General features: G+C 59.5%; 19 protein-coding genes and 3 tRNA genes. 17 read left to right on the top strand and 5 right to left on the bottom strand.

Annotated features, from left to right (window positions below; all coding sequences use genetic code 11):
• Positions 1-70: 70 nt before the first annotated feature.
• The 3 genes from mscM to rsgA all read right to left on the bottom strand — a co-directional run bounded on the left by mscM (position 71) and on the right by rsgA (position 5410).
• Complete coding sequence (mscM, locus tag ABUK12_RS12635; protein ID WP_410012166.1) at positions 71-3376, bottom strand: miniconductance mechanosensitive channel MscM; 3306 nt, start codon at positions 3374-3376, stop codon at positions 71-73.
• Between the two features lie 28 nt (positions 3377-3404).
• Positions 3405-4292 carry an archaetidylserine decarboxylase gene (gene asd / locus ABUK12_RS12630; protein ID WP_410012165.1) on the bottom strand — a complete coding sequence of 296 codons (888 nt, stop codon included), beginning with the start codon at positions 4290-4292 and terminating at the stop codon, positions 3405-3407.
• 71 nt (positions 4293-4363) lie between these two features.
• Entirely contained in the window at positions 4364-5410 is a 1047-nt protein-coding gene (rsgA, locus tag ABUK12_RS12625; RefSeq protein WP_410012164.1) for a small ribosomal subunit biogenesis GTPase RsgA, read from the bottom strand.
• A 102-nt stretch (positions 5411-5512) separates the two neighbouring features.
• Here rsgA and orn point away from each other — a divergent pair, with 102 nt between their 5' ends.
• The 3 genes from orn (at position 5513) to ABUK12_RS12610 (ending at position 6571) form a co-directional block, all read left to right on the top strand.
• A complete protein-coding gene (orn, locus tag ABUK12_RS12620; RefSeq protein WP_410012163.1) occupies positions 5513-6058 on the top strand; it encodes an oligoribonuclease in 546 nt (181 codons plus the stop codon).
• 270 nt (positions 6059-6328) lie between these two features.
• Positions 6329-6403, top strand: a tRNA-Gly gene (locus ABUK12_RS12615).
• 93 nt (positions 6404-6496) lie between these two features.
• Positions 6497-6571 (top strand) — tRNA-Gly (locus tag ABUK12_RS12610).
• 148 nt (positions 6572-6719) lie between these two features.
• Here the strand turns inward: ABUK12_RS12610 and ABUK12_RS12605 are convergent.
• A complete protein-coding gene (locus ABUK12_RS12605) occupies positions 6720-7592 on the bottom strand; it encodes a phosphonopyruvate hydrolase (protein ID WP_410012162.1) in 873 nt (290 codons plus the stop codon).
• A 419-nt stretch (positions 7593-8011) separates the two neighbouring features.
• On the opposite strand from ABUK12_RS12605, the gene ABUK12_RS12600 reads away from it, so the two are divergent.
• Positions 8012-8086: transfer RNA gene (locus tag ABUK12_RS12600), tRNA-Gly, on the top strand.
• A 300-nt stretch (positions 8087-8386) separates the two neighbouring features.
• Here ABUK12_RS12600 and queG read toward each other — a convergent pair.
• The gene (gene queG, locus ABUK12_RS12595) at positions 8387-9526 is read right to left on the bottom strand and encodes a tRNA epoxyqueuosine(34) reductase QueG (protein WP_410012161.1); all 1140 of its coding nucleotides are present in this window, start codon (positions 9524-9526) and stop codon (positions 8387-8389) included.
• Here queG and nnr point away from each other — a divergent pair.
• The 13 genes from nnr (at position 9525) to rlmB (ending at position 25909) form a co-directional block, all read left to right on the top strand.
• Positions 9525-11039 carry a bifunctional ADP-dependent NAD(P)H-hydrate dehydratase/NAD(P)H-hydrate epimerase gene (gene nnr / locus ABUK12_RS12590; RefSeq protein ID WP_410012160.1) on the top strand — a complete coding sequence of 505 codons (1515 nt, stop codon included), beginning with the start codon at positions 9525-9527 and terminating at the stop codon, positions 11037-11039. The two genes, queG and nnr, sit on opposite strands and share 2 nt — an antisense overlap.
• 9 nt (positions 11040-11048) lie before the next feature.
• Positions 11049-11528: a tRNA (adenosine(37)-N6)-threonylcarbamoyltransferase complex ATPase subunit type 1 TsaE gene (tsaE, locus tag ABUK12_RS12585; protein ID WP_410012159.1), complete on the top strand. Its 480-nt coding sequence runs from the start codon at positions 11049-11051 to the stop codon at positions 11526-11528.
• Positions 11525-13240 (top strand): N-acetylmuramoyl-L-alanine amidase AmiB, encoded by a 1716-nt coding sequence (amiB, locus tag ABUK12_RS12580; protein WP_410012158.1) that lies wholly within the window; start codon positions 11525-11527, stop codon positions 13238-13240. Before tsaE ends, amiB begins: the two co-directional genes overlap by 4 nt.
• A 19-nt stretch (positions 13241-13259) precedes the next feature.
• The gene (gene mutL / locus ABUK12_RS12575) at positions 13260-15185 is read left to right on the top strand and encodes a DNA mismatch repair endonuclease MutL (protein ID WP_410012157.1); all 1926 of its coding nucleotides are present in this window, start codon (positions 13260-13262) and stop codon (positions 15183-15185) included.
• Between the two features lie 4 nt (positions 15186-15189).
• Positions 15190-16122 carry a tRNA (adenosine(37)-N6)-dimethylallyltransferase MiaA gene (gene miaA / locus ABUK12_RS12570; RefSeq protein WP_410016631.1) on the top strand — a complete coding sequence of 311 codons (933 nt, stop codon included), beginning with the start codon at positions 15190-15192 and terminating at the stop codon, positions 16120-16122.
• A gap of 115 nt (positions 16123-16237) precedes the next feature.
• Entirely contained in the window at positions 16238-16549 is a 312-nt protein-coding gene (gene hfq / locus ABUK12_RS12565; RefSeq protein ID WP_331121869.1) for an RNA chaperone Hfq, read from the top strand.
• Positions 16550-16645: 96 nt separating this feature from the next.
• The gene (gene hflX, locus ABUK12_RS12560) at positions 16646-17926 is read left to right on the top strand and encodes a ribosome rescue GTPase HflX (protein WP_410012156.1); all 1281 of its coding nucleotides are present in this window, start codon (positions 16646-16648) and stop codon (positions 17924-17926) included.
• Between the two features lie 57 nt (positions 17927-17983).
• Positions 17984-19249, top strand: a complete 1266-nt coding sequence (gene hflK / locus ABUK12_RS12555; RefSeq protein ID WP_410012154.1) for an FtsH protease activity modulator HflK — start codon at positions 17984-17986, stop codon at positions 19247-19249.
• A 3-nt stretch (positions 19250-19252) separates the two neighbouring features.
• Positions 19253-20269 carry a protease modulator HflC gene (gene hflC / locus ABUK12_RS12550; RefSeq protein WP_410012153.1) on the top strand — a complete coding sequence of 339 codons (1017 nt, stop codon included), beginning with the start codon at positions 19253-19255 and terminating at the stop codon, positions 20267-20269.
• A 303-nt stretch (positions 20270-20572) separates the two neighbouring features.
• Entirely contained in the window at positions 20573-20773 is a 201-nt protein-coding gene (locus ABUK12_RS12545; RefSeq protein WP_410012152.1) for a DUF2065 family protein, read from the top strand.
• A 100-nt stretch (positions 20774-20873) separates the two neighbouring features.
• A complete protein-coding gene (locus ABUK12_RS12540; protein ID WP_410012151.1) occupies positions 20874-22172 on the top strand; it encodes an adenylosuccinate synthase in 1299 nt (432 codons plus the stop codon).
• Between the two features lie 409 nt (positions 22173-22581).
• Complete coding sequence (gene rnr / locus ABUK12_RS12535; RefSeq protein ID WP_410016547.1) at positions 22582-25089, top strand: ribonuclease R; 2508 nt, start codon at positions 22582-22584, stop codon at positions 25087-25089.
• 82 nt (positions 25090-25171) lie between these two features.
• Positions 25172-25909, top strand: coding sequence for a 23S rRNA (guanosine(2251)-2'-O)-methyltransferase RlmB (rlmB, locus tag ABUK12_RS12530; RefSeq protein ID WP_410016546.1), 738 nt, complete (start codon positions 25172-25174; stop codon positions 25907-25909).
• Positions 25910-25965 lie beyond the last annotated feature (56 nt).

The raw sequence follows: 25965 nt of genomic DNA, 5'->3' as shown, positions 1-25965 counted from the left end.
TCAACAACGGGCATGTTGCGCCGCCGCGCCCGTGACATCAGGCCGGCGGGAAAGAACCTGTCCTGCGCGGCTACAGGGACCCGGATCTGAACGTCGTTGCGCCTTTGGCGGTTTCCATGCGCACCTGGAAAGGCGGGAACGGCATTTCCAGGCCGTGTTCGCGGTAGCCTTCAAGAATCAATTGGTTCAGCTGATGGCGCAGCGGCATGCGGTGGCCCATTTCCGCCGCGTGCACCCGCAGATCGAATAGCATAATCCCCTGCTGTAAATCCACCAGATAGGCTTCCGGCGCCGGGTTATCCAGCACCAGCGGACAGCGCTGCGCCGCCTGGGTCAGGATGCGGGTGACTTCTTCGCTGTCGGCGTCCGGAGGCGCCGGGATGGTCAGCACGATACGGGTGACGGAATCCGATAGGGACCAGTTAACAAACTGCTCGGTGACAAAAGCCTTATTCGGCATGATAATTTCTTTGCGATCCCAATCGGTGATGGTGGTGGCCCGGGTATTGATGCGGGTGATATTGCCGGTCAGGTCGCGGATGGTCACGGTATCGCCGATGCGGATCGGTTTTTCAAACAAGATGATCAGGCCGGAGATAAAATTGGCGAAAATTTCCTGCAGCCCGATGCCCAGGCCAACGGTGAGCGCCGCCACCAGCCACTGCAATTTCGCCCATTCGATGCCGATCCACGAAAAACCGATCAACGCGCCAATCAGCATCAGCATATATTTGGTGATGGTGGTAATCGCATAGCCGGTGCCCGGCGTCAGCACCAGATGCTGCAGCAGGGCCAGTTCCAACAGGGCCGGTAGGTTCCTGACCAGTTGGGTGGTGATGATCAGCACCAGCACCGCGACCAGCACCGAGGCCAGCGAAATCGACTGGATCCCTTCCTCGCCCTTGATGGTGGAACTCACATCCCACAGCTGGATATTTTCCAGGAAGGCAAACGCCGAATGAATCTCCGACCATAACCAGATAACCGACACCAGGGCGATAAGCGTCAGGAGGGATCGCACCAGACGCAGCGACTGGGCGCTGATAACGTCCAGGTCGACTATCGGCTCATCCACTTCGGCGGCGGCTTCGGAAAGCTGCGACGGGGACAGATCTTCCTCGTGACGGGCGCGTTGCGCCAGCATTTCCGCGCGGCGCTGCTTGGCGCGCTCAAAGGCGATGCGCCGCCGCTGGATAAACATCCAGCGGCGGATGATATGGTAAATGACCAGCAGGAAAAACCAGATCGCCACCGAGGTTTCCAGTCGCGCCAGCAGGTCCTGCGCCGTGGCGAGATGGCCGAGCAGGGCGGCAATCGCCGCGACCAGCGGCGCGCACAGCATCAGGTTCCACAGGGTGCGGTTGACCACGTTGTCCCCGGTGCCGGATTTATCCAGGTAAAGCGGGATGCCGGCCCGTTTCAGGCTGCTGGTCACCAGGCTCAGGGCCGCGCACAGCAGGACAAAGCACAGGCGGCCCAGGGTACTGGAGAATTCGCGGTCATTAAGATTATCGAAGGTGATCAGGGCCATGATCAGCGGCACGATAAGGCCGATGGCCAGGGAATAATAACGCATCGCCCGCGCCACCCGTTTCTCCGGCCAGCCGAGATGCACGATAAACAGACCGCGCGCATGGGCAAAGTGGGCGCTGACCATAAACAGCCACAGCACCGGCACCGTGGCGATCACGCCGTCGCCGATGGCTACCGCCACCGGATAAGGCCATGCGTGCTGCAGGCCATAGCCCAGCGCCGCCCATAGCACCGGCAGGGGAAGGGCGGCCGCTATCGACCAGAACACGGTGCGCAGCGTCAGGTAAAAATAGTCTTGATTGACCTTGCCGACCTTACTGGCCGAGCGCTCGAGGAAGGCGTGGTAATGACGGCGGGAACTGATGCTGAAACCGACCAGCGCGATGGCGCAGAACAGCGGGATCAGCGTCTCCTGGCTGGTCGCCATCATGACCATGGCGCCGCTGAGCTGGGTGGCGGTATCCAGCGAGACCAAACGCCTGAGATCCTGGGCCACGTGGAGCGGAAACGCGAGGGTGACCGGGCTGACGTCCGCCACCCAGAACAGATAGCGGTGCGCCGCTTCCCGGATTTCCGCCATGGCGTCCACCAGCTGGCTGTTGGCTACCTTGAGCTTCGTCATTTCCAGTATCTGGTTATCGTAGCCGGACAACAGGGAATTGAGCAGCTCGCGCTGGGTACGCAGCTGCGCGTCCAGGATGCGCCGCTGCTCGGGGGTCAGCGGCGATCCGTCGTCCTGCTTGCTTTGATCCAGCTGGGGACGTTTGTTCATCAGATCTTCATAATGCAGGCGGCTTACGCGCAGCTGGGCCATATCGCTGTCGAGCTGCTGCGGTTTGGGCAGATCCGGCAGGCGCGACACCTGGGCGCGCAGCGTCTCGCCGAGCGCCGGCGAATCCCCCAGCCATTGCGCCTGCTCGCGCAGGGTGCTCAGCGCTTGCCTGACCTGCAGCGCCTGCGCCGCGGCCTGGCGCTGCTGGGAGGCGATTAAATCCATACGCTGCGCCTGCTCGTTAAGCGCCACCGACAGTTCGCGGTTTATCTGCAGTTGGCTGGTGATGACGGCGGGCAGGTCGCCGCTTTGCTCCGCCAGCTGTTCTGTGCGCTCCAGCGCGCGCTCCGCCTCCTGCTGGCGGAGACTGTTGAGCCGAAAGCGCAGCGCCTGCAGGTCCATATCCACCCGATCGTGGCGTTTTTTCAGCATATCCATCCGCAGGCGCGACAGTTCCTGGCGGTTGTTGGCGCTCAGTTGCGCCAGCTCCAGTTCGTTGACCCGCGCCCGCCGCGCGGCGGCTTCCGCCTGGATCTGCATGAGGTGCGCCTGCGCCAGCGGCGTCGCGGCGCTGGCGTTCTGTGCCTGCAGCCGCTGTTCGCTATCGCTCAGGGCCCGGCGCGCTTCGGTTTGCTGTTGCGGCAACTGGCCCAGCGAGTCGCTGATTTCCCGGGCCTGTTCCTGCTCCTGTTGCAGTTGACGCGCCAGTTCCTGCAGGTCGCTGCTGGTCTGCAGCACGCGCTGCTCCAGTTCGCTTAGCGAGAGTTTGCCGCTGACGTCGGCGGCTTTGTCCGGTTCGCTGTCGCGTTGATCGCGCAGTTCCCGCGTCAGTTGAGGAAAATTGTCGATGGCGCTGCGATATTGTCCGGCGCGCGCGGCGGATACCTTGCCGTCGTTGATAGACGAAAGCGCGCCCTGGAGGGCGTCGATGATTTCCGCTTGATTCGCCGCGCCCTTATTCGCTTCCGCCTGCTGAAGTTCTTTTTTAACCTGGGCTTCGTCGGGAAAAGCGGCGGCGAATGACGGGGCGGCGAGCAGCCACCCCAGCAATAGGATGATAATCGGGCGCAATCGGGTTCTCTCTGGTTACTCCGGCCGGTTAAGGCAACGGACTGTCCGCCTGGACGATGCCGGTGGCGAGACGTTCGCCGACGCGGGTTGCCGCGCGACTGTGAAGATGATCGCCCAGGGAAACGCCGCCTTTGGCAAACAGGTTGACCACCGTGGAGCCAAGCTTAAACCGCCCCATCTCCTGGCCTTTCAGAAATACCACCGCACCGTCTTCATCCGCCGTCGGATAGCGCCAGCGTTTGATAATGCCGTCGCGCGGCGGCGTCACCACGCCGGACCAGGTGGTCTCGATACTGCCGACAATGGTGGCGCCGACCAGGATTTGCGCCATCGGTCCAAAATCGGTGTCGAATACGCAGATCGCCCGTTCGTTGCGGGCGAACAGGTTCGGTATATTGGCCGCGGTCAGCGGATTGACCGAAAACAGCTCGCCCGGCACATAAATCATTTCCCGCAGGATGCCGTTGCAGGGCATATGCACCCGGTGATAATCGCGCGGCGCAAGATAGGTGGTGACAAACGCGCCGTCGCGAAAGAGTTCGACCAGACGCTCGTTGCCCGCCAGCAGCGCTTCCAGGCTATAGTGATGCCCCTTGGCCTGAAAAACCTGTTCGCCCGCTATCGGTCCCGATTGGGAAATGATACCGTCCGCCGGCATGACCAGCGTGTCGGGATCGCTGTCGATGGGACGCGCGTCATCGCGCAGCGGCCGGACAAAAAAAGCGTTGAAAGTAGGATAGGCCGACGTATCGGGCTGCTGCGCTTCCTGCATATCCACCCGGTAAACCCGCACGAACAGATCGATGACCAGTTTCGTCAGCCAACCTGCCTGCAGTTCGGCCCCCCAGCCGGCCAATTGGGTCAGCCAACGCTTGGGCAATAAATACTGCAATGCTATTTTGATCCTATCGAGCACAGAAACCTCGTACATGCGTGGGTGAAACAACAACGAACCGGGAGAAATTGTAGCGGCGCTCAGGATAAATGTCAGTGATCCGTTTCGGAAAAGGATTTACGTGTTTTTACCTGCGACATGCTGTCGAGTATCTGATGATAATTCTCGAAACGAATGGCGGAAATGTCGCCGCTCTCCACGGCGGCGCGGATGGCGCAGCCCGGATCGGTATCATGCCGGCAGTCGCGGAATTTACAGTTGCCCAGATAGGGCCTGAATTCAATAAATCCCTGGGTGACCTGTTCTGGTTCCAGATGCCATAAGCCGAATTCCCGCACGCCGGGGGAATCGATAACCTGGCCGCCGCTTTTAAAATGATACATGCGCGCCGTGGTGGTGGTGTGCTGGCCGAGTCCCGAGTTATCGGACACGGTATTGACCACGATCTGCGCGTGTTCAGGAGGCAGCAGGGCATTAAGCAAGCTGGATTTGCCCACCCCGGACTGCCCCGCGAAGATGCTGATGCGATCCGTCAATGCCGCCTCAAGCCCTGCCATCCCCTCGCGCGTCTGGCTCGATACCATCAGCACGCGATAGCCTATCCGGCTGTAGACTTCCATGGTGGTGTCCACCCAGGCCCGTTCCTTTGCGTCCAGCAGATCGATTTTATTGAGTACGATCAGCGGTTCAACCTCCACTGTCTCGCAGGCCACCAGATAGCGGTCGATAATGTTCACCGACAGCTCCGGCAAGATGGCCGATACAATCACGATTTGGTTCATATTGGCGGCGATGGGTTTGACGCCGTCGTAAAAATCCGGCCGCGTCAGCACCGAGGTCCGGGGATGAATCGCCTCGATGATGCCCTTGATGCCCGATGAGGCCTCGCTGCCGGGCCGCCAGACCACCCGATCGCCGGTCACCACCGAGCCAAGAGTGCGGCGCAGGTTGCAGCGGTGTATGATACCGTCCGCGGCTTCCACGTCGGCGTGCATGCCGAAGCGGCTGACGACCGTGCCTTCCTGGGCCTGGCCTAAAAGCGAGTCATCCCAATCGACGCCGCGATCGGTTCTCAGGCGGCGCTGATGATTTGCCTGTACGCGCCGCTGCTGGCCTTTGGACAGTTTATTTTTAGTCACCGTGCCTCACTTGTAGCTCATGAATCGCCCGTGGCGATGAAAACGTCTATGATACACAGTATTCTAACAGAAACGCCGTGAAACCTTAGCAACGAGAAAATCATGCCGGTAAATGACAACAACCTGATTTGGATCGATCTGGAAATGACCGGGCTTGATCCCGAACGCGATCGCATTATTGAAATCGCCAGCCTGGTGACGGACGCCAACCTGAATATCCTGGCGGAAGGCCCGGTATTGGCCGTGCATCAGACGCAAGAGCAACTGGCCGTCATGGACGAGTGGAACGTGCGCACCCATACCGCCAGCGGCCTGGTGGAACGCGTCCGGGCCAGCCGTATCGACGAGGACGGTGCGGTGGCGTTAACGCTGGCGTTTCTGCGGGAATGGGTGCCCGCCGGGAAATCGCCCATCTGCGGCAACAGCATCGGCCAGGACCGTCGTTTCCTGTTCCGCTATATGCCGGAACTGGAGGCCTATTTCCACTATCGTTACCTGGATGTCAGCACGCTTAAGGAACTGGCCCGGCGCTGGAAACCTCAAATCCTGGAGGGGCTGACCAAAAACAGCAGCCACCAGGCCCTGGATGATATCCGCGAGTCGGTGGCGGAACTGGTCTATTACCGCGAGCATTTTATTCGTCTTTGATTATTTATCGCCGGCGCCGCGCCGCTCACTGGCCGCGCGGATAAGCCGCTGATGTTTCATTGATTGCCGGTAAAAACGCCATATTGCTGTTTTTATCGGCAGTTGAGCGAAAAGCGCAGATTTTTGCCCGTCGGGGCTTGCAGGGAAAATGTTTTCTCGTATAATGCGCTCCCCGTACCGGTGCAAAATATTGTCGTGGCCGCGTGCGTAATCGGAATATAGCGTCAGCGATAGACGTGGACTTTATCACTCGGTGATAGAGCATAAAAAGCGGGAATAGCTCAGTGGTAGAGCACAACCTTGCCAAGGTTGGGGTCGCGAGTTCGAGCCTCGTTTCCCGCTCCAAACATTGCAACATCGGGTTTCGTCGGCATGACAAAACGCGATGCATAAAGAAAAAATGCCTTCCGGCATAAAAAAGTGATTCAGAATAACAATGCGGGAATAGCTCAGTGGTAGAGCACAACCTTGCCAAGGTTGGGGTCGCGAGTTCGAGCCTCGTTTCCCGCTCCAATTAGTACGTCGCGGGCGCCCGTTCAGGGCGGTGACGGATAGATGCCACAGGGCGAAAGCCCTGTGGCATTTTTCATTGCAGTCCCGGCACGCCACCCGACATTCCTCCCCGCAGGCAGGCCATACCACGGTCAGCGCCGTGAACGCCTCAGCGCAAAAAGCGTTTTTCAATAGCGCGCATATAAGCATCCCCTTGCCAGGTGATGATATCCTTGACCGCGGGAAGGGTGGTGTCGACATTCTGTATGCCGCCGTCACGGCGGATCTGCGCGAACACGGCGCGCATCGCGCCCGCGGCGGCGCGAATGGCGTGATTGCCGTAGATCACGATGCCCACCTTGCCGCTGGCGGCGATATCGGCCTCGGTAAGCTGTGGATACGCCGTGGGCACCAGCACCAGGGGAACCCTGCCTGTCCAGGCGGCGATAAAGGCCAGGATCTCGTCGGGCGTCTTCTGCCTGGAGTGGATCAGGATGGCGTCCGCGCCGGCTTCCTCATAGGCTGCGGCGCGGCGCAGGGCCTCGTCCTGGCCCAGCCCCGCGATCAGCGCCTCCACGCGGGCGATAACGACAAAATCCTTGTGCCGCCGGGCGGCGATCGCGGCGCCGATCTTGCCCTGGAATTCCTCGATGCGCACCAGTTCCTGGCGGCCCTGCGCGCGCAGGCTGGTGTCCTTGGGAAAGGTCTTGTCTTCCATCACCACGGCCGCTGCGCCGGCGGCCTCGTATTGCGGAATGATGTAGCTGACGTTCACCGCATTGCCGAAGCCGGTGTCGATATCGGCGATAAGCGGCGTCGACACGGTGGCGGCGATGGCGCGCATCATCTCCAGATGGGTGCCCATCGACAGGATGTTGGCATCGGGCACCGCATAGCTCGCCGACAGTTCAAAGCCGCTGCCCCAGATACCGTCAAAACCCGCTTCCTCGGCAAGCCGCGCCGCCAGCGGATTGTGCGCGGCCATGGCGGTAAACAGGCGGCGGCTGTCGAGCGCCGCGCGCAGGGTGTTGGATGTGTGCATTGGTATAGTCCTGATAGCAGTTGACGTGGTTGGATGTTACAAAAAGCAAGGCAATTCGCCAAGGGAATAAGGCCGGCGGCCGGCCCGTCCCGGATAACGATTCAGGTCGCCGGTCGCGCGCCGTAATGTAAACGCACCACCCGCCCTTCCGTTGCCGTAACGGGTAAATCGCCGTCTACGGTTCGCCGGGGAGAGACAATAAATTTCCGCCGAGTTATTGACTCTCTTAGGGTATCAGTCCATAATCTCGTCCATTCCTGAGCGGGGATTTGTAAAAAAAGCTTTCTATTTCAAATGGTTGAAAGCAGCTGTTTCGAAAAGGCGCCTTTGCTCGGTAAATGTTTTTTATCGGCGGTCGACGTGATGACCCAGGGTCATTCCCGCAACAGACAGCCAGACGTTACTCAGTCACACATAAAGCGGGAATAGCTCAGTGGTAGAGCACAACCTTGCCAAGGTTGGGGTCGCGAGTTCGAGCCTCGTTTCCCGCTCCAACATCAAAATCCGCTTACATTCAATGGCTATCATGCATTTGCGCATCGCGGCGGTTACAGCGCGGGCCAAAATGTTTTGAACAGAGTTATCCACAGCGCAGCCTCGTAATAATAATTTTCCCTTACCAGTGTTCAGATCAAAAGAAAAGTTTAGTCCTTTGATATTTATCAATTAAAATTTATTTAAAAACGTCGGTGGCGCCTATTGCCTTTTTTAGCGTGCTTGATTGCCAACGGTTTTTTAATTTTATCCACAGGCGGGAATTTTTAAAACATTGCGCTATAATCAGCTGCCGCGGCTTACGCGTCGCGAACTAAACCCTTTTCAATCGCCCTTACCAGCCGCTTTTGCTGCGCGGTCTGTACGCTGACCGTCCCGGCGTCCCGCCGCAGCAGTTGCTGATCGATGGCCCAGCGTATATGCACGTCAAGCATGGCGTTTTCGCCCAGCCGTTCCCGCAGGGCGAGCACGACATTATCTTCATAAGGGGCATTGCCCAGGGCTACCGCCACGTTGCGCAGCCAGCGCAAATGGCCGATGCGCCTGATGGCCGACCCTTCGGTAACGCGCAGGAACCGCGCCTCGTCCCAGGCAAACAATGCCAGTAATTCCGGGGTATGCAGTACCGCCCGGGGGCTGAAGTCCGGCTCGTCGGTTAATTGGGAAAAACGGTTCCACGGGCAGATTAGCTGGCAATCGTCGCAACCGTAGATGCGGTTGCCAATCAGCGGACGCAGCGCCTCGGGGATCTCGCCGTCCAGTTCGATGGTAAGATAAGAAATGCAGCGGCGCGCATCCACCTGGTAGGGCGCGACAATGGCGCCGGTGGGGCAGGTGGTCATGCAGGCGACGCAGCGCCCGCATTGTTCCTCCTGGGGCTGGTCTACCGGCAGGGGCAAGTCGATGAGTAATTCCCCGAGGAAAAACCAGGAGCCGGCCTCGCGATTCAAGATTAGCGAGTGTTTACCAACCCAGCCGATGCCGGCCTTGGCGGCCAGGGGGCGCTCCATGATCGGCGCTGAGTCGACAAACGGCCGAAAGTTTACCCCTTGGCACCAATCCTGAATTTTGTTGCCCAACTGCTTAAGACGCCGACGTAAAACCTTGTGATAGTCGCGTCCCAGCGCATAGCGGCTAACATAACCCATACGGGGATTATTCAGGGTACGGGCAAAGGCGGCCCCGGCCGGCAGGTAATTCATCCTGACGCTGATGACCCGCAGGGTCCCGGGCAGCAATTCATGGGGGCGCGCGCGCAGCATGCCGTGACGGGACATCCAGGCCATTTCGCCGTGATACTGGTTGTCCAGCCAGGTTTGCAAGGCGGGCTCATGGGCGGCCAGATCGGTATCGCAGATGCCGACCTGTTGAAAACCCAGTTCCCGCCCCCATTGCTTGATAAGCCGGGCTAATTCCAAAAGATCAAAAGGGTATGACATGGCGGACCATAAAAAGAAAACAAGCTCTGCAAGTTTACCACATTCCGTCTACGGGGCGGAGTGGCTGCGGGGCTGGGAACCGGAGGCGGCGGATCTTGCCGGGGTAACGCTGTATGAATTAATGGAGCGCGCGGGGGCCGCCGCCTGGCGCGCCCTGAGCTGGCTTTATCCGTTTGCTGGCCATTACCTGATCCTGGCCGGCCACGGCAATAACGGCGGCGACGCCTACGTGGTGGCGCGCCTGGCCCGGTCGCAACGCAGGCAGGTAACGCTTATCGAGTGTAAGGGGACCCACCCGCTGCCGGAACAGGCCCGGCTGGCGCGCCAGGCGTGGCTGGATGCCGGCGGGACTGTCCTGGGGGCCGACGCCGTCTGGCCGGAGCGAACGGACGTGATTATCGACGGTTTGCTGGGCACCGGCCTGGCGGCGGCCCCGCGCGCGCCTTATAGCACCCTTATCGCGGCGGCTAACGGCCATGCCGCCCCGGTCGTCGCGCTGGATATTCCCTCCGGCCTGAATGCGCAAACCGGCGCGGTGGCGGGGGCGGTGATAAACGCGGCGCATACCCTGACTTTTATCGCCCTCAAGCCCGGTTTGCTGACCGGCAAAGCGCGCAGCGTGACCGGACGGTTACACTATGACGACCTGGGACTGGCGCCCTGGCTGGCGCGCCAGGCGCCGGTTATGGAACGGCTGACCGCTTCGCAGCTGACGCGCTGGCTCACGCCGCGCGATCCCTGTTCCCATAAAGGGGATAACGGGCGTTTACTGATCGTCGGCGGCGATCGCGGCCTGTCCGGCGCCATTCGCATGACCGGAGAGGCGGCGCTGCGCGCCGGCGCCGGCCTGGTGCGGGTACTGACCCGTGAGGAAAATATCGCATCGTTGCTGACCGCCCGCCCGGAACTGATGGTCGAGCCCCTTAACGACGCGTCCCTGCGCCAGGGGCTCGAGTGGGCGGACGTCATTGTCATCGGCCCGGGGCTGGGCCAGACGGAGTGGGGGAAAAATGCGCTGCGCGTTGTGGAAAACTGCACTAAACCTATGTTGTGGGATGCGGATGCGCTTAACCTGCTGGCATTCAACCCACAGAAACGTCACAATCGTATTATCACCCCGCATCCCGGGGAGGCCGCCCGCCTGCTGAATACTAAGGTAGGCGACATTGAAAGTGACCGCTTACTCGCGGCGAAAAATATCATTAAACGGTACGGCGGCGTGGTGGTCCTGAAAGGCGCCGGCACGCTTATTGCCGACGATGAAGGCCGCATGGCCGTCGCCGATGTCGGTAACGCCGGCATGGCCTCGGGCGGCATGGGCGATCTGCTGTCGGGCATTATCGGCGGTTTGCTGGCGCAGAAACTGCCGCTGTATGACGCGGCCTGCGCCGGCTGTGTCGTGCATGGCGCCACCGCCGACCAGCTGGCGGCGGAAAAAGGAACGCGGGGTATGCTGGCCACGGATTTGCTGCCCGCGTTATCTCAATTTGTTAATCCTGAACGTATCGCATAGAAATCAGACATGGACAAACGTGTATTACCTTTGCCGGACGAAACGGCGACCATAGCATTAGGCGCGGCGCTGGCCGCGGCCTGCCGACAATCCTGTGTGATTTATCTCTATGGCGATCTGGGCGCCGGCAAAACAACGTTTTGCCGCGGTTTTTTACGCGCCCTGGGCTACGCGGGCAATGTGAAAAGCCCGACATACACCCTGGTCGAACCTTATGAATTAACGCCGAGGACGGTCTATCATTTCGACCTTTACCGTCTGGCGGATGCTGAAGAACTGGAGTTTATGGGCGTGCGTGATTATTTCGATCAGGATGCCCTGTGCCTGGTGGAATGGCCCCAGAAAGGCCAGGGAATACTGCCTGACGCCGATATCGTCCTGTCGCTTGAGTATGTCGGCGCCGGGCGCCAGGCGCAGCTGGAGCCCCGATCCGATCGCGGCGCGCATATCCTGGCGCGGCTGGCGTCACGCCGGGAAAATCATTCATGATGCTGAAGATCAGGACGATTTTATTCATTGTGTTCGGGTGCCTGATGGGACAGGCGTTAGCGGCAAACCTCAGCGATATCAATGTGACCAACGGCGACGAGCGCTCGACGGTGACGCTGGGTTTTGCCGCGCAGCCGGTGTATGCCTTCTTTTCCCTGCACAATCCGGAACGGGTGGTGGTGGATATCCGCGATAGCGCCGTGGCCCAAGGGCTGCCGCTGAACTTTAACGGCCAGAACATCATCAGCCGCATTCGCAGCAGCCAGGCGCCCGATGCGCAGAGTATCCGGCTGGTATTTGAACTGACGCGCAAATCGCGCGTGCAGGCCGCCGCCGCACAAGAGAACGGCCGCTATACCCTGGTCTTTACCTTGACCGGACAGCCCCGGCCGGCGCAGGCCAGGCCCGCGCAGGTTACCCCGTCGCCAAATCGCGCGCGCGTTACCCGCGCGGCGTCCGGCGAGGCGACGCCGGCGGCGCAGGACAATCCGTTTGACGGCGCGCCCGCCAACGCGGCGCCTGCCGCACGGGGACCGCGGCGCGCGGTGGCGTCCGGCGATCGGGTGGTGGTGGCCATCGATGCGGGGCACGGCGGGCAGGACCCCGGCGCCATCGGGCCAAACGGCCTGAAGGAGAAGAATGTCACCATCGCCATTGCCCGCAAACTGAAAGCGCTGCTGGATGCCGATCCGATGTTCAGGCCGGCGCTGACCCGCGACGGCGATTATTTTATCTCGGTCATGGGCCGCTCCGATGTGGCGCGTAAACAGGGCGCCAGCGTGCTGGTGTCGATACATGCCGATGCCGCGCCAAACCGCAGCGCCAACGGCGCGTCGGTTTGGGTCTTGTCCAACCGCCGCGCCAATAGCGAAATGGGCAACTGGCTGGAACAGCATGAAAAGCAATCGGAACTGCTCGGCGGCGCGGGGGATTTGCTGGCCAACAGCGCCGCCGATCCGTATCTCAGCCAGGCGGTGCTGGATTTGCAGTTCGGCCATTCACAGCGGGTAGGGTACGACGTCGCCACCCGGGTGCTGCGGCAGTTGCGCAACGTCGGCTCGCTGCATAAAGCGCGGCCGGAGCATGCAAGCCTTGGGGTATTGCGTTCACCGGATATTCCATCGCTTCTGGTGGAAACCGGTTTTATCAGCAATACCGGCGAAGAGCGGTTGTTGGGCAGCAGTGATTACCAGGATAAAATTGCCAACGCCATTTATCTCGGTCTGCGGGCGTATTTCGCGTCGCATCCGCAGCAAAACGGTCCGAAGCTGGAGAACCGGCCGCAGGGCGTCAGTTCGGCGATGGATGCCGGCGCCAGCGGCGTGCAGGCGGTGTCGCAATCCACCGCCGGCGCGGTACAGCCCGCGGGCGGCACGGCGGCATCGGCAACGGTGACCCGCCATACCGTGCAACGGGGCGAGACCCTGTCCGGCATCGCGGCGCAATATGGCGTCAGCATGGCCGCGCTGCGCGATCTAAATAAACTGAAACGGGATGTCGTCTGGGTAGGACAGCGGCTGAAAATTCCGGCGGGCGCCGTGCCGCAACAAACGCAGGCCGCCCGCGCGCGCCGTCATAAAGTGGCGGTGGGGGATTCGCTGACCGGCATTGCCGCAAAATATGGGGTGCGCAGCGATACCCTGAAACGCGTTAATAAGCTTAAATCCGATAATGTCATGTTAGGTCAGACGTTGATTATTCCACCCGCATAATGCCAGAGGTAATGCCGTCATGCCCATTCAGGTGCTGCCGCCACAGCTAGCCAACCAGATCGCCGCGGGCGAGGTGGTGGAACGCCCCGCGTCCGTGGTGAAGGAACTGGTGGAAAACAGCCTGGACGCCGGGGCCACCCGCATCGATATCGATATTGAAAAAGCCGGCGCCAGGCTTATCCGCATCCGCGATAACGGCTGCGGCATCGATAAAGACGAGCTGGCGCTGGCGTTGGCGCGCCACGCCACCAGTAAAATTGTTACGCTCGACGATCTCGAGGCGATCGTCAGCCTGGGTTTTCGCGGCGAAGCGCTGGCCAGCATCAGCTCTGTGTCGCGCCTGACCCTGACCTCGCGCACCGAGGCGCAAAGCGAAGCCTGGCAGGCCTATGCCGAAGGCCGCGATATGGACGTGACCCTGAAGCCGGCCGCGCATCCGGTGGGCTCGACGGTGGAAGTGCTGGACTTATTTTACAATACGCCGGCGCGGCGCAAATTTATGCGCACCGAAAAAACCGAGTTCGCCCATATCGATGAGGTGGTAAAACGCATCGCCCTGGCGCGTTTCGACGTGACCTTTACCCTTACGCATAACGGCAAGCCGGTGCGGCAATATCGCGCGGTGACCCAGGAAGCCCAGCATCTGCGCCGGCTGGGCAGTCTGTGCGGACCGGCTTTTGTGCAGCGCGCGCTGGCGGTGTCGTGGAGCCATGGCGATCTGACCATTCGCGGTTGGGTTGCCGACCCCCGCGGCGGCGGCGAGCTGCCGGAAATGCAATATTGTTACGTTAACCAGCGCATGATGCGCGATAAGCTGATTAACCATGCCATCCGCCAGGCCTATCTGGAGCAACTGACCGAAGGCCAGCAGCCGGCGTTTGTGCTGTATCTCGAGGTGGACCCGCATCAGGTGGATGTCAACGTCCATCCGGCCAAGCATGAGGTGCGTTTCCACCAGGCGCGCCTGGTGCATGACTTTATTTACCAGGCCATTATTTCGGTGCTGCAACAAAGCGCCGCGCCGGCGCTGCCCCTCAATGACGAGGCGCAATCCGCCGCGCACTGGTCGCCGGAAAATCGCCAGGCCGCGGGTAAAAATACCCTGACCGCCCCCGCCACGGCGCCGCTATTCCCCGCCGCCGAACGCCCGGGGCGCGCCGGTGGCCCGGCCCGGGGGGCCGTGTCTGCGGGGGCGTCCGGCAGGGGCGCCCTGCGCGAACCGGCGGCGGCTTATCCCGCCGGCCCCGGTTACCAGAAAAAAGAGGGCGAATTATACCGGCGGCTGATCCAGCCGGGCGCGCCTGCGCGGGAGGATCGCGCGGCAGGGGCGCGTGATGCGCGCCAAACCGCGGCGCTGCCGTCGACCGCCGCGCCGGATGATACCGGCGACGCGCAGAGTTTCGGCCGGGTATTGTCCATTTACCCGCCCTGTTATGCCCTGGTGGAATTTCGCCGGCGCCTGGCGCTTATCGCACTGCCGGTGGCGGAGCGCTGCCTTAAGCGCCGGCAACTGACGCCGGAGGGCGAAGGGCTGCGCGCGCAGCCGCTGTTGATTCCCTTGCGCATGGCGCTGCAAGAGCCCGAAGTGGCCGCCTACCATCGCCATCAGGCTTTATTGACTGAACTGGGGATTCAATTGCAGGTTCATCAGCTTCAGGCCACGCTTAATGGCGTACCTTTACCATTACGCCAACAAAATTTACAAAACTTGATTCCAGAACTGTTAGGCTATCTGTCGGGAAAGGAAGCGGTTTCCACCGACATTATCGCCGGCTGGATCGCCGGCCGGTTGAGCAGCGAGCAGCATGACTGGAGCCTTTCCCAGGCAATCCAACTGCTCGCCGAGGTAGAGCGGCTGTGTCCGCAATGGGTTAAAAATCCGCCCGGCGACCTGCTGGTGATGCTGGATCTCGAGGCCGCCGTAGAGGCCCTGAAGCATGAGTGACGTGATGAACGACGCGCACCGTCCCACGGCCCTGTTCCTGATGGGGCCGACCGCCTCGGGTAAAACCGCCTTGGCCATGGCGCTTTGCCGGCATTTGCCCGTAGAGATCATCAGCGTGGATTCGGCGCTGATCTATCGTGGCATGGATATCGGCACCGCAAAACCCGGACCGGAAGAACTGGCGCAGGCGCCGCATCGGCTCATCGACATTAAAGATCCGGCGCAAGCCTACTCGGCAGCGGATTTTAGCCGAGATGCGCTGCAGGCGATGTCAGAAATCACCGCATCCGGACGTATGCCGTTACTGGTTGGCGGTACAATGCTCTATTTCAAGGCGTTGCTCGAGGGATTATCCCCCTTGCCCCCGGCAAATCCTGAAATTAGGGAACGTATCGCCCTGGAAGCGGGTCTTAAGGGATGGGAGGCTATGCATCGTCAGTTGCAGACCATCGATCCGGTGGCGGCAACGCGTATTCATCCTAATGATCCCCAGAGACTGTCCAGAGCACTGGAAGTTTTTTTCGTTTCAGGTAAAACTCTAACGGAACTGACGAAAATATCTGGCGAAGCATTGCCTTATCGGGTTCATCAGTTTGCGATTGCGCCGCAAAACCGCGAAGAGTTGCATCAGCGTATCGAGCAACGTTTCCACCAGATGCTGGCCGCCGGTTTCGAGCAGGAGGCCAGGGCGCTTTACCTGCGCGGAGATTTGCACGCCGATCTGCCCTCCATCCGTTGTGTGGGTTATCGCCAGATGTGGTCATATCTCTCAGGTGAAATCGATTACGATGAAATGGTGTTTCGTGGGATTTGCGCAACCCGTCAGTTGGCCAAGCGCCAAATGACATGGTTGCGCGGTTGGCGGTCAGTGCACTGGCTCGATAGTGATAAGCCCCATTCAGCCTTAGATACGGTATTACAGGTTGTTAGTGCATAGGTCGGGTGATTGTGTACAATTGAAAAGTACTGAACGCGTTTTTTTTTTACATCGTTAATTTTAGAGCCACACATGGTTCTTGTTACAAACAACAAGCACATAAGGAAAAGATAGAATGGCTAAGGGGCAATCTTTGCAAGATCCGTTCTTGAACGCATTGCGTCGGGAAAGGGTTCCGGTTTCTATTTATTTGGTGAATGGTATCAAATTGCAGGGCCAGATTGAGTCATTTGACCAGTTTGTCATTTTGTTGAAAAACACGGTTAGTCAGATGGTTTATAAGCATGCCATTTCTACGGTAGTACCATCGCGTGCGGTGTCGCATCACAATAACAATCCGGCCAGTGGTGCCAGCAGCAGCAATTATCATCATGGCAGCAATCCTGCGGCGCCTGCACAGCCCCAGGAAAGTGATGACGTCGAATAAGGCGCATCCGGCTTAACCATACCGCGGTGCTTTAGCGTGTCGCTGACGCTAAGGCTCCGTTACAACTGCGGATTATCCGTTTGAGAGGTTGTACGCTTGTTTGACCGTTACGATACCGGTGAGCAGGCCATACTGGTTCACATTTTTTTCTCACAAGACAAAGACACGGAAGATCTACAGGAATTTGAGTCGCTGGTATCTTCCGCCGGGGTAGAAGCGTTGCACGTCATCACCGGGAGCCGCAAGGCACCCCACCCCAAATATTATGTCGGTGAGGGAAAGGCCGTTGAAATCGCCGAAGCGGTTAAAACCAGTGGTGCGTCTGTTGTATTATTCGACCATGCGTTGTCGCCGGCCCAGGAACGAAATCTTGAGAGCCTGTGCCAATGCCGTGTTATCGACCGAACCGGACTGATTCTGGATATCTTCGCGCAGCGCGCGCGTACCCATGAGGGTAAGCTGCAGGTTGAGCTGGCGCAATTGCGTCATCTTGCCACGCGCCTGGTGCGGGGATGGACCCACCTTGAGCGGCAAAAAGGCGGTATCGGTTTGCGCGGGCCGGGTGAAACCCAGCTTGAAACCGACCGCCGGTTATTACGCAACCGCATTACCCTGATACTCTCGCGCCTGGAGCGGGTGGAAAAAACGCGCGAGCAGGGGCGCCGCGCCCGCAACCGCGCCGATGTCCCCACGGTATCGCTGGTGGGATACACCAATGCCGGTAAATCCACCCTGTTTAACCGGCTGACCCAGGCGGGGGTGTATGTCGCAGACCAGTTATTCGCCACCCTTGACCCCACGCTCAGGCGTATAGAAGTCGACGATGTCGGCGATACGGTCCTGGCGGATACCGTCGGTTTTATCCGCCATTTGCCCCATGATCTGGTGGCGGCGTTTAAGGCCACGCTGCAGGAAACGCGCGAAGCCACTTTATTGCTGCATATCGTGGATGCGTCGGATGTGCGCAGCCAGGAAAATATCGCCGCCGTGGATGCGGTGCTGGCTGAAATAGACGCGGATGAAATACCGGAATTATTAGTCATGAATAAAATCGATATGCTGGACGATTTTGTGCCGCGTATCGATCGCAATGAGGAAAATGTGCCGGTACGGGTATGGTTGTCCTCCCAGACCGGCGAAGGAATTCCGTTGCTTTTTCAGGCGCTGACCGAGCGCCTGTCGGGCGAGATTGCTCAGCACGAGCTGCGCTTGCCTCCGCAGGCGGGACGTCTACGCAGCAGGTTCTACCAGCTTCAGGCAATTGAAAAAGAATGGATCGAAGACGACGGCAGCATGGGTTTGATAGTCCGGTTACCCATCATCGACTGGCGTCGTCTTTGCAAGCAGGAAAACGAGTTGGCGGACTATCTTGTCTGACCGTCCTTTGGGAACAAAAGCCTGAAGACTACTAATTAAGTAAAATGGAGCTAAAACATGGCGTGGAATCAGCCCGGTAATAACGGACATGACCGCGACCCGTGGGGGAGCAGCAATAATAATAGCGGCAACTCTGGCGGAAATAATAATAAAGGCGGACGTGAACAAGGACCTCCCGATTTGGACGATATCTTCCGTAAGCTCGGCAAGAAGCTGGGCGGGTTCGGCGGCAAGAAGTCACCGGATAGCACCGGCGGCGTCAGCGGTCCCGCGCGCGGCGGCCGTTATGTCGGTCTCGCTGTCCTGGCGGTGGTCATCATCTGGGCCGGCAGCGGTTTTTATACCATCAAGGAAGCGGAGCGCGGGGTTGTCACACGTTTTGGCAAATTCGATCGCCTGGTCCAGCCCGGCCTGAACTGGAAACCCACCTTTATTGATCAGGTGGTGGCCGTGAACGTCGAATCGGTACGGGAGCTGGCCGCCTCCGGCGTGATGCTGACCGCCGATGAAAACGTGGTGCGCGTGGAAATGAACGTGCAGTACCGGGTTACCGATCCCGAGCGCTATCTGTTCAGCGTCACCAATGCCGATGACAGCCTGCGCCAGGCAACCGACAGCGCCCTGCGCGGCGTGATCGGCAAATACACCATGGATCGTATCCTCACCGAGGGTCGTACCGTGGTCAGAAGCGATACGCAGCGTGTGCTGGAAGAAACCATCCGTCCTTACGACATGGGCATTACCCTGCTGGACGTCAACTTCCAGGCCGCCCGCCCGCCCGAGGAAGTCAAAGCCGCGTTTGACGATGCCATTGCCGCCCGCGAAAACGAGCAGCAGTATATTCGTGAAGCCGAAGCCTACGCCAATGAGGTGCAGCCACGCGCCAACGGCCAGGCCCAGCGCATCCTTGAGGAAGGCCGCGCCTACCGGACCCGCACCGTGCTGGAGGCACAAGGCGAGGTGCAGCGTTTCGCCAAGCTGTTGCCTGAATACAAAGCCGCGCCGGAAATTACCCGCGAGCGTCTTTACATCGACTCGATGGAGCGTTTATTGAGCCATACCCGTAAAATTCTGGTGAACGATAAAGGCGGCAACAATGTGATGGTGCTGCCGTTGGATCAACTGCTGCGCAATCCGCCGGCCCCCGACGCCAGCCGTAAGGATACCAGCGCCAGTACCCTGCTGCGCCTGCCGCCGCTGTCCGTCAACGCCGCTGGAGTGGCGGAGCCGGGCCAGAATGAAAACAGCGGTTCCGGTTCCGTCATGGACCAGCGCAGGGCCAACGCCCAGCGTGACACCACCACTCGCGTAGGGAGGGAATAACCGATGCGTAAGCCTTTAATCCTTATTGTTGTCGTGGCGCTGGTGGTGTTGTACGCCTCGTTGTTCGTGGTGCAGGAAGGCCAGCGCGGCATCGTGCTGCGCTTTGGCAAGGTATTGCGCGATAGCGAAAACAAGCCGGAAATCTTCTCGCCCGGCCTGCATTTCAAGATTCCGTTTATCGAAACGGTAAAAACCCTTGACGCGCGTATCCAGACCATGGAAAACCAGGCCGATCGTTTCGTCACCATGGAAAAGAAAGATCTGATTGTCGATTCCTATATCAAATGGCGTATCAGCGACTTCAGCCGGTATTACCTGGCGACGGGCGGGGGCGATGTGTCCCAGGCCGAGGTGCTGCTGAAACGTAAATTCAGCGACCGGTTGCGTTCCGAACTGGGCCGTCTGGACGTGAAAGGGATCGTTACCGATTCGCGTAACCGTCTGATGACCGATGTGCGCGAGGCGCTTAACAGCGGGACCGCGGGCGATGGCGAGGTGGAAACCACCGCGGCGGATAACGCTATAGCGTCGGCGGCGGCGCGTGTGGAACGGGAAACCAAGGGCGCGCAGCCGGCGGTGAACTCGAACAGCATGGCGGCGCTGGGTATCGAAGTGGTGGATGTGCGTATTAAGCAGATCAGCCTGCCGGCCGAAGTGTCGGACGCCATTTTCCAGCGGATGCGGGCGGAGCGTGAGGCGGTAGCCCGTCGCCATCGCTCGCAGGGACAGGAAGAGGCGGAAAAGCTGCGCGCCGCCGCGGACTATGAAGTGACCCGTACGCTGGCGGAGGCTGAGCGTACCGCGCTTATCACCCGCGGCGAGGCCGATGCGGAAACCGCCCGGCTGTTTGCCGACGCGTTTAGCCAGGATCCGGCGTTCTTCGCTTTTATCCGCAGCCTGCGGGCTTACGAGAACAGCTTTAGCAGCAATAACGACATCATGGTGCTGAGTCCGGATAGTGATTTCTTCCGATTTATGAAATCACCGGCCACGACCACCACGACGCCGTTGGGCCGTTGAGTTGCTAAACCCCAGGCACGGTCTCCCTTTAACACGCCTGCCTGGCGATGGGTGTTGGCGGGCCTACCCTGCCATGGGGTCTCGGTCGGGCGGGAAAACCACGCCCGATTCGACCCCATCGGCATGGTCTCCCTTTAACACGCCTGCCTGGCGATGGGTGTTGGCGCGGGCCTGCCCTGCCATGGGGTCTCCCTTTAACACGCCTGCTTGGCGATGGGTGTTGGCGCGCTCCTGCCAGGGTTAACACGGTATTGTTATCAAGTACGGGCCCGTTTGTACGGGCCTTTTTTTTATGAGGTCGTCATGAATCCTACTGTATGGATGGCGTTGGGGCTGGTATTGGTGCTGGAAGGCCTCGGTCCTCTGCTGTTTCCGGGCGCCTGGCGCAAAATGATCGGCGCCATGACCACGCTGCCGGATAAATTATTACGTCGCTTCGGCGGCGGTCTAGTGGTGGCCGGCGGTGTAATCTACTACATGTTGCGAAGCAGAATGGGAGGATGATCGCACAGATAAAAAACAGTCCGGCCTGAGGTTAAAAAGTACTGAAAGCCCGGGACTGAGATGTTAGAATCCTTTTTTAAGCAATCTGGTGAATTGAGAGATGGGTAAGAACGTTGTCGTACTGGGCACCCAATGGGGTGACGAAGGTAAAGGCAAGGTCGTAGACCTGCTGACTGAACGGGCAAAATATGTGGTTCGCTACCAAGGCGGACATAATGCCGGTCATACTTTAGTTATCAACGGTGAAAAAACCGTACTTCATTTGATCCCCTCTGGTATTTTGCGTGAAAACGTAACCAGCATCATTGCCAACGGCGTCGTATTATCGCCGGAAGCCTTAATGAAAGAGATGGGCGAACTTGAAGCGCGCGGCGTACCGGTACGTGAACGTTTGCTGATCTCCGAAGCCTGCCCGCTGATCCTGTCCTACCATGTTGCTCTTGATATGGCGCGTGAGAAAGCCCGTGGCGACAAAGCCATCGGCACCACGGGACGCGGCATCGGCCCCGCCTACGAAGATAAAGTTGCACGCCGCGGCCTGCGCGTCGGCGATCTGTTCAACAAAACCACCTTCGCCGCCAAGCTTAAGGAAATTGTTGAATACCATAACTTCCAACTAGTGAATTATTATAAAGTGGAAGCGGTGGACTACCAGACCATCCTTGACGACGTTCTCGCGGTTGCCGATATCCTCACCGGCCTGGTGGTTGATGTGTCCGAGCTGCTGGACACCGCCCGTAAAAACGGCGAGCTGATCATGTTTGAAGGCGCCCAGGGCACCTTGCTGGATATCGATCACGGTACCTATCCGTATGTCACCTCATCCAATACCACCGCGGGCGGCGTTGCCACCGGCTCGGGTATCGGCCCGCGTTATGTAGACTACGTGCTGGGCATTGTTAAAGCCTATTCCACGCGTGTCGGCGCAGGCCCCTTTCCCACCGAGCTGTTCGATGACGTCGGCGAATACCTTTGCACCAAAGGCAACGAATTCGGCGCGACCACCGGCCGCCGCCGCCGTACCGGCTGGCTGGACGCGGTTGCGGTGCGCCGCGCGGTGCTGATTAACTCTCTTTCCGGTTTCTGCATGACCAAGCTTGATGTGCTTGACGGCCTGAAGGAAGTGAAAATCTGCATTGCCTACCGCATGCCGGATGGCCGCGAACTTAAGACCACCCCGCTGGCGGCCGAAGGATGGGAAGGTATCGAACCTATTTATGAAAGCCTGCCGGGATGGAGCGAATCCACCTTTGGCGTAAAAGAGTTTGATAAGCTGCCGGAAGCGGCCAGGCGTTATATTCGCCGTGTCGAGGAAGTCACCGGCGTACCGGTTGATATTATCTCTACCGGTCCGGATCGCACGGAAACCATGATTTTACGTGATCCTTTTGACGCGTGATCGCGGTTAAATCGTAAAAGCCAAAAAATGTAACAAACCGGGCATTGCCCGGTTTTATATTTATTATCAATAAGTTAGCCCGTCGGTAGCCCCTGTCTCCTCCCCAGCAGTTGACAAGTCTTATAGCCTGATTGGTTCCTAAAGGTTACTCTTATTACCATCGTTTTCTTGTTATCTGTCCTCTTGTCGCCATGCCCGCTGTTAGGGATAGCAGAAGTGCGGTTAGCAGGACGTAAACCCCGATCAATAATATTGATCTGTTGTAGTGCGGATATAGCGTGGATGTTGTGCGGAACGTGGTCGAATCGTCCCAGCCAGCTGTTTAAAACAGGAAATCCGCCGCTCTACACATTATTGCTTGTTGAATGATATCGGCACAGCAACCTGTTTTGGACAATGGAGGTAGCGCATGTCACAAGATCCCTTTCTCGAACGAGAGGCAGAAAAATACGAATTTCCCATCCCCAGCCGGGAGTTTATCCTGGCGCACCTGGCCAAACGGGAAACGCCCGTCAGTCGCGAAGAGTTGGCGCAGGATTTGGGCATTACCGGCGAAGACCAGGTTGAAGGCCTGCGCCGCCGCCTGCGCGCCATGGAGCGCGACGGCCAGCTGATTTTTACCCGCCGGCAGTGCTATGCGCTGCCTGAACGCCTGGATTTGCTGCGTGGCACGGTTATCGGCCATCGCGATGGTTTTGGTTTTTTACGAGTGGAAGGCAGCAAAGACGATTTTTACCTGTCCGCGGAACAGATGAAAATGGCCATTCATGGCGACGTGGTAATGGCGCAGCCCCTGGTGTCCGATCGTAAAGGCCGGCGCGAAGCGCGCATTGTGCGCGTGCTGGTGCCCAAGACCAGCCAGATTGTCGGCCGCTATTTTACCGACGCCGGCAGCGCCTTTGTGGTGCCCGACGACAGCCGGTTGAGTTTTGATATCCTGATCCCGCCGGAAAGCACCGGCGGCGCTCGCATGGGTTTTGTGGTGGTGGTCGAACTGACCCAGCGCCCCACGCGGCGCACCAAGGCGGTCGGCAAGGTGGTGGAGGTGCTGGGCGACAATATGGGTACCAGCATGGCGGTGGATATCGCCTTGCGTACCCATGATATTCCCTATGTCTGGCCGCCGGAAGTGGAAAGCCAGGTCGCGGAGCTGAAGGAAGAGGTGCCCGAGGCGGCAAAACGCGGGCGGGTGGATCTCCGGAGTCTGCCGCTGATGACCATCGACGGCGAGGATGCCCGCGATTTCGATGACGCCGTGTTCGCCGAAAAGAAACGCGGCGGCGGATGGCGTCTGTGGGTGGCCATCGCCGACGTCAGTTATTACGTCCGTCCCAATACGCCGCTGGACAATGAGGCGCGCGGTCGCGGCACGTCGGTGTATTTTCCATCGCAGGTCATCCCGATGCTGCCGGAAAAACTCTCCAACGGCCTGTGTTCCCTGAATCCGCAGGTGGACCGTTTATGCATGGTCTGCGAAATGACCATCTCCGCGCAGGGACGGCTCTCCTCCTATAAATTTTACGAGGCGGTGATGAATTCCCATGCGCGGCTGACCTATACCAAGGTATGGCAGATCCTGCAGGGCGATCGGGAACTGCGCGAGCACTACCATCCGCTGGTCAAGCCGATCCAAACGCTGCATGAAATGTACCAGACGCTGGAACAGGCCAGGGTACAGCGCGGCGGCATTTCGTTTGAAACCGACGAAGCCAAGTTTATCTTTAACGCCGAGCGCCGCATCGATCGCATCGAACCGGTGAAGCGCAACGACGCGCACAAACTGATTGAAGAATGCATGATCCTGGCCAATATCGCCGCCGCGCGTTTTGTCGAGAAAAACGACGAGCCGGCGCTGTACCGGGTGCATGACCGTCCCAGCAACGATCATATCACCGCGCTGCGCACCGTATTGGCCGAACTGGGCCTGACGCTGGGCGGCGGGATTAAACCGGAGCCGAAAGACTACGCCGAGATGATGAATATCGTCTCCACGCGTCCGGATCACGAGATGCTGCAAACCATGCTGCTGCGCTCGATGAAACAGGCGATTTACGACCCGGAAAACCGTGGTCACTTCGGTCTGGCGCTGCAGGCTTACGCGCACTTTACCTCGCCCATCCGCCGTTATCCGGATCTGTCTTTGCACCGCAGTATTAAATATCTGCTGGCGAAGCAGGAAGGCGAGGCCAAAGGCCGGTCCACCCCTACCGGCGGCTGGCATGCCGAAATGGCGGAAATGCTGCAGTTGGGCCAGCAAAGCTCCATGAACGAGCGGCGGGCCGACGAAGCGACCCGCGATGTGGCCGATTGGCTGAAATGTGACTTTATGCAGGATCACGTCGGCCAGACCTTCAGCGGCATTATCGCAAGCGTCACCGGCTTTGGCTTTTTTGTGCGTCTGAATGATTTGTTTATCGACGGCCTGGTGCACGTTTCAACCCTGGATAACGATTATTACCGCTATGACAATATCGGCCAGCGCTTGATTGGCGAGTCGGGCGGACGGGTCTATCGCCTCGGCGACGTGGTGGAAATCAAGGTTGAGGCGGTCCATATGGATGAGCGTAAAATCGATTTCTCCCTGATCTCCAGCAAGCGGCAGCCCAGAGGCGCGGGTAAAACCGAACGTGTGCGCACGCAGCAGGCCGCACGCGGCGCCACTGGCGGCACCGGTAGCGACGGCAAGCCGCCGCGCCGCCGCCGCTCCGGCCCAAAGGCGGGTAACTTCGAACCGGACAGCGCCTTTCGGCCGAACGATGGCAAAGGGAGCAAACCTAAAAGCGCGCCGTCCAGGGCGGCCAGCGCAGGCGCGTCGGACGCCGCCACCGGCGATAACCCGCCTAAAAAGCCGTCGGCCAGCAAACCACGGCGCAGCAGGAAAAAAAGCGGCGCGGAAAGCAAGCCGGACCAGCAATAAGTCCGGGCGCCAGCGTGCCGGCGACCGCCGGCAGACCTTAATCCATGGGCCGTTACGGCCCATTCGGTGATAAAAGAGCAACATGAGCGAAATCATTTACGGTATTCATGCCGTTAAAGCTTTACTGGAACGCGATCCGCAGCGTTTTCTCGATGTGTATATCATGAAGGGCCGCGACGATCGCCGCCTGCATGAGCTGGTGGTGGCGCTGGAAGCCAACGGTATCGTCATCCAGGTGGCCAATCGCCAATGGCTGGATGAGGCCGCGGAAGGGGCGGTGCACCAGGGCATAGTGGCAAGGGTGCAGGAAGGGCGCCAGCTGCAGGAAAATGATCTGGAGGGGCTGCTGGCACAGCATGCCGCGCCTTTCCTGTTGGTGCTGGACGGTATTACCGACCCGCATAACCTCGGCGCCTGCCTGCGCAGCGCCGATGCCGCCGGCGTACATGCGGTTATCGTGCCGCGCGATCGTTCGGCGCAGCTCAACGCCACCGCCAAGAAAGTGGCCAGCGGCGCGGCGGAAACCGTACCGCTGATTCGCGTCACCAACCTGGCGCGCACCCTGCGCATGTTGAAGGAACACAACGTCTGGATCGTCGGCACCGCGGGCGAGGCGGATCATCATCTGTATCAAAGCAAGCTGACCGGCCCGCTGGCGCTGGTCATGGGCGCGGAAGGCGAGGGCATGCGCCGCCTGACCCGCGAGCACTGCGATGAGCTGATCGGTATCCCGATGGCGGGCTCGGTCTCGTCGCTTAATGTCTCCGTGGCGGCGGGCGTTTGCCTGTTTGAGGCCGTGCGCCAGCGCCAGCTTCCCTGAATGGGCCTGCCGCCGCCGGCGCCGGACAACGTGGCTGGCGGCGAGCGTCCGGCGCC

This window comes from Sodalis sp. C49 (genome assembly GCF_046352915.1).
Classification (GTDB): Bacteria; Pseudomonadota; Gammaproteobacteria; order Enterobacterales; family Enterobacteriaceae; genus Acerihabitans.
Note: the sequence above shows the minus strand (reverse complement) of the source record. Positions and strands in the feature narration are given on the sequence as shown.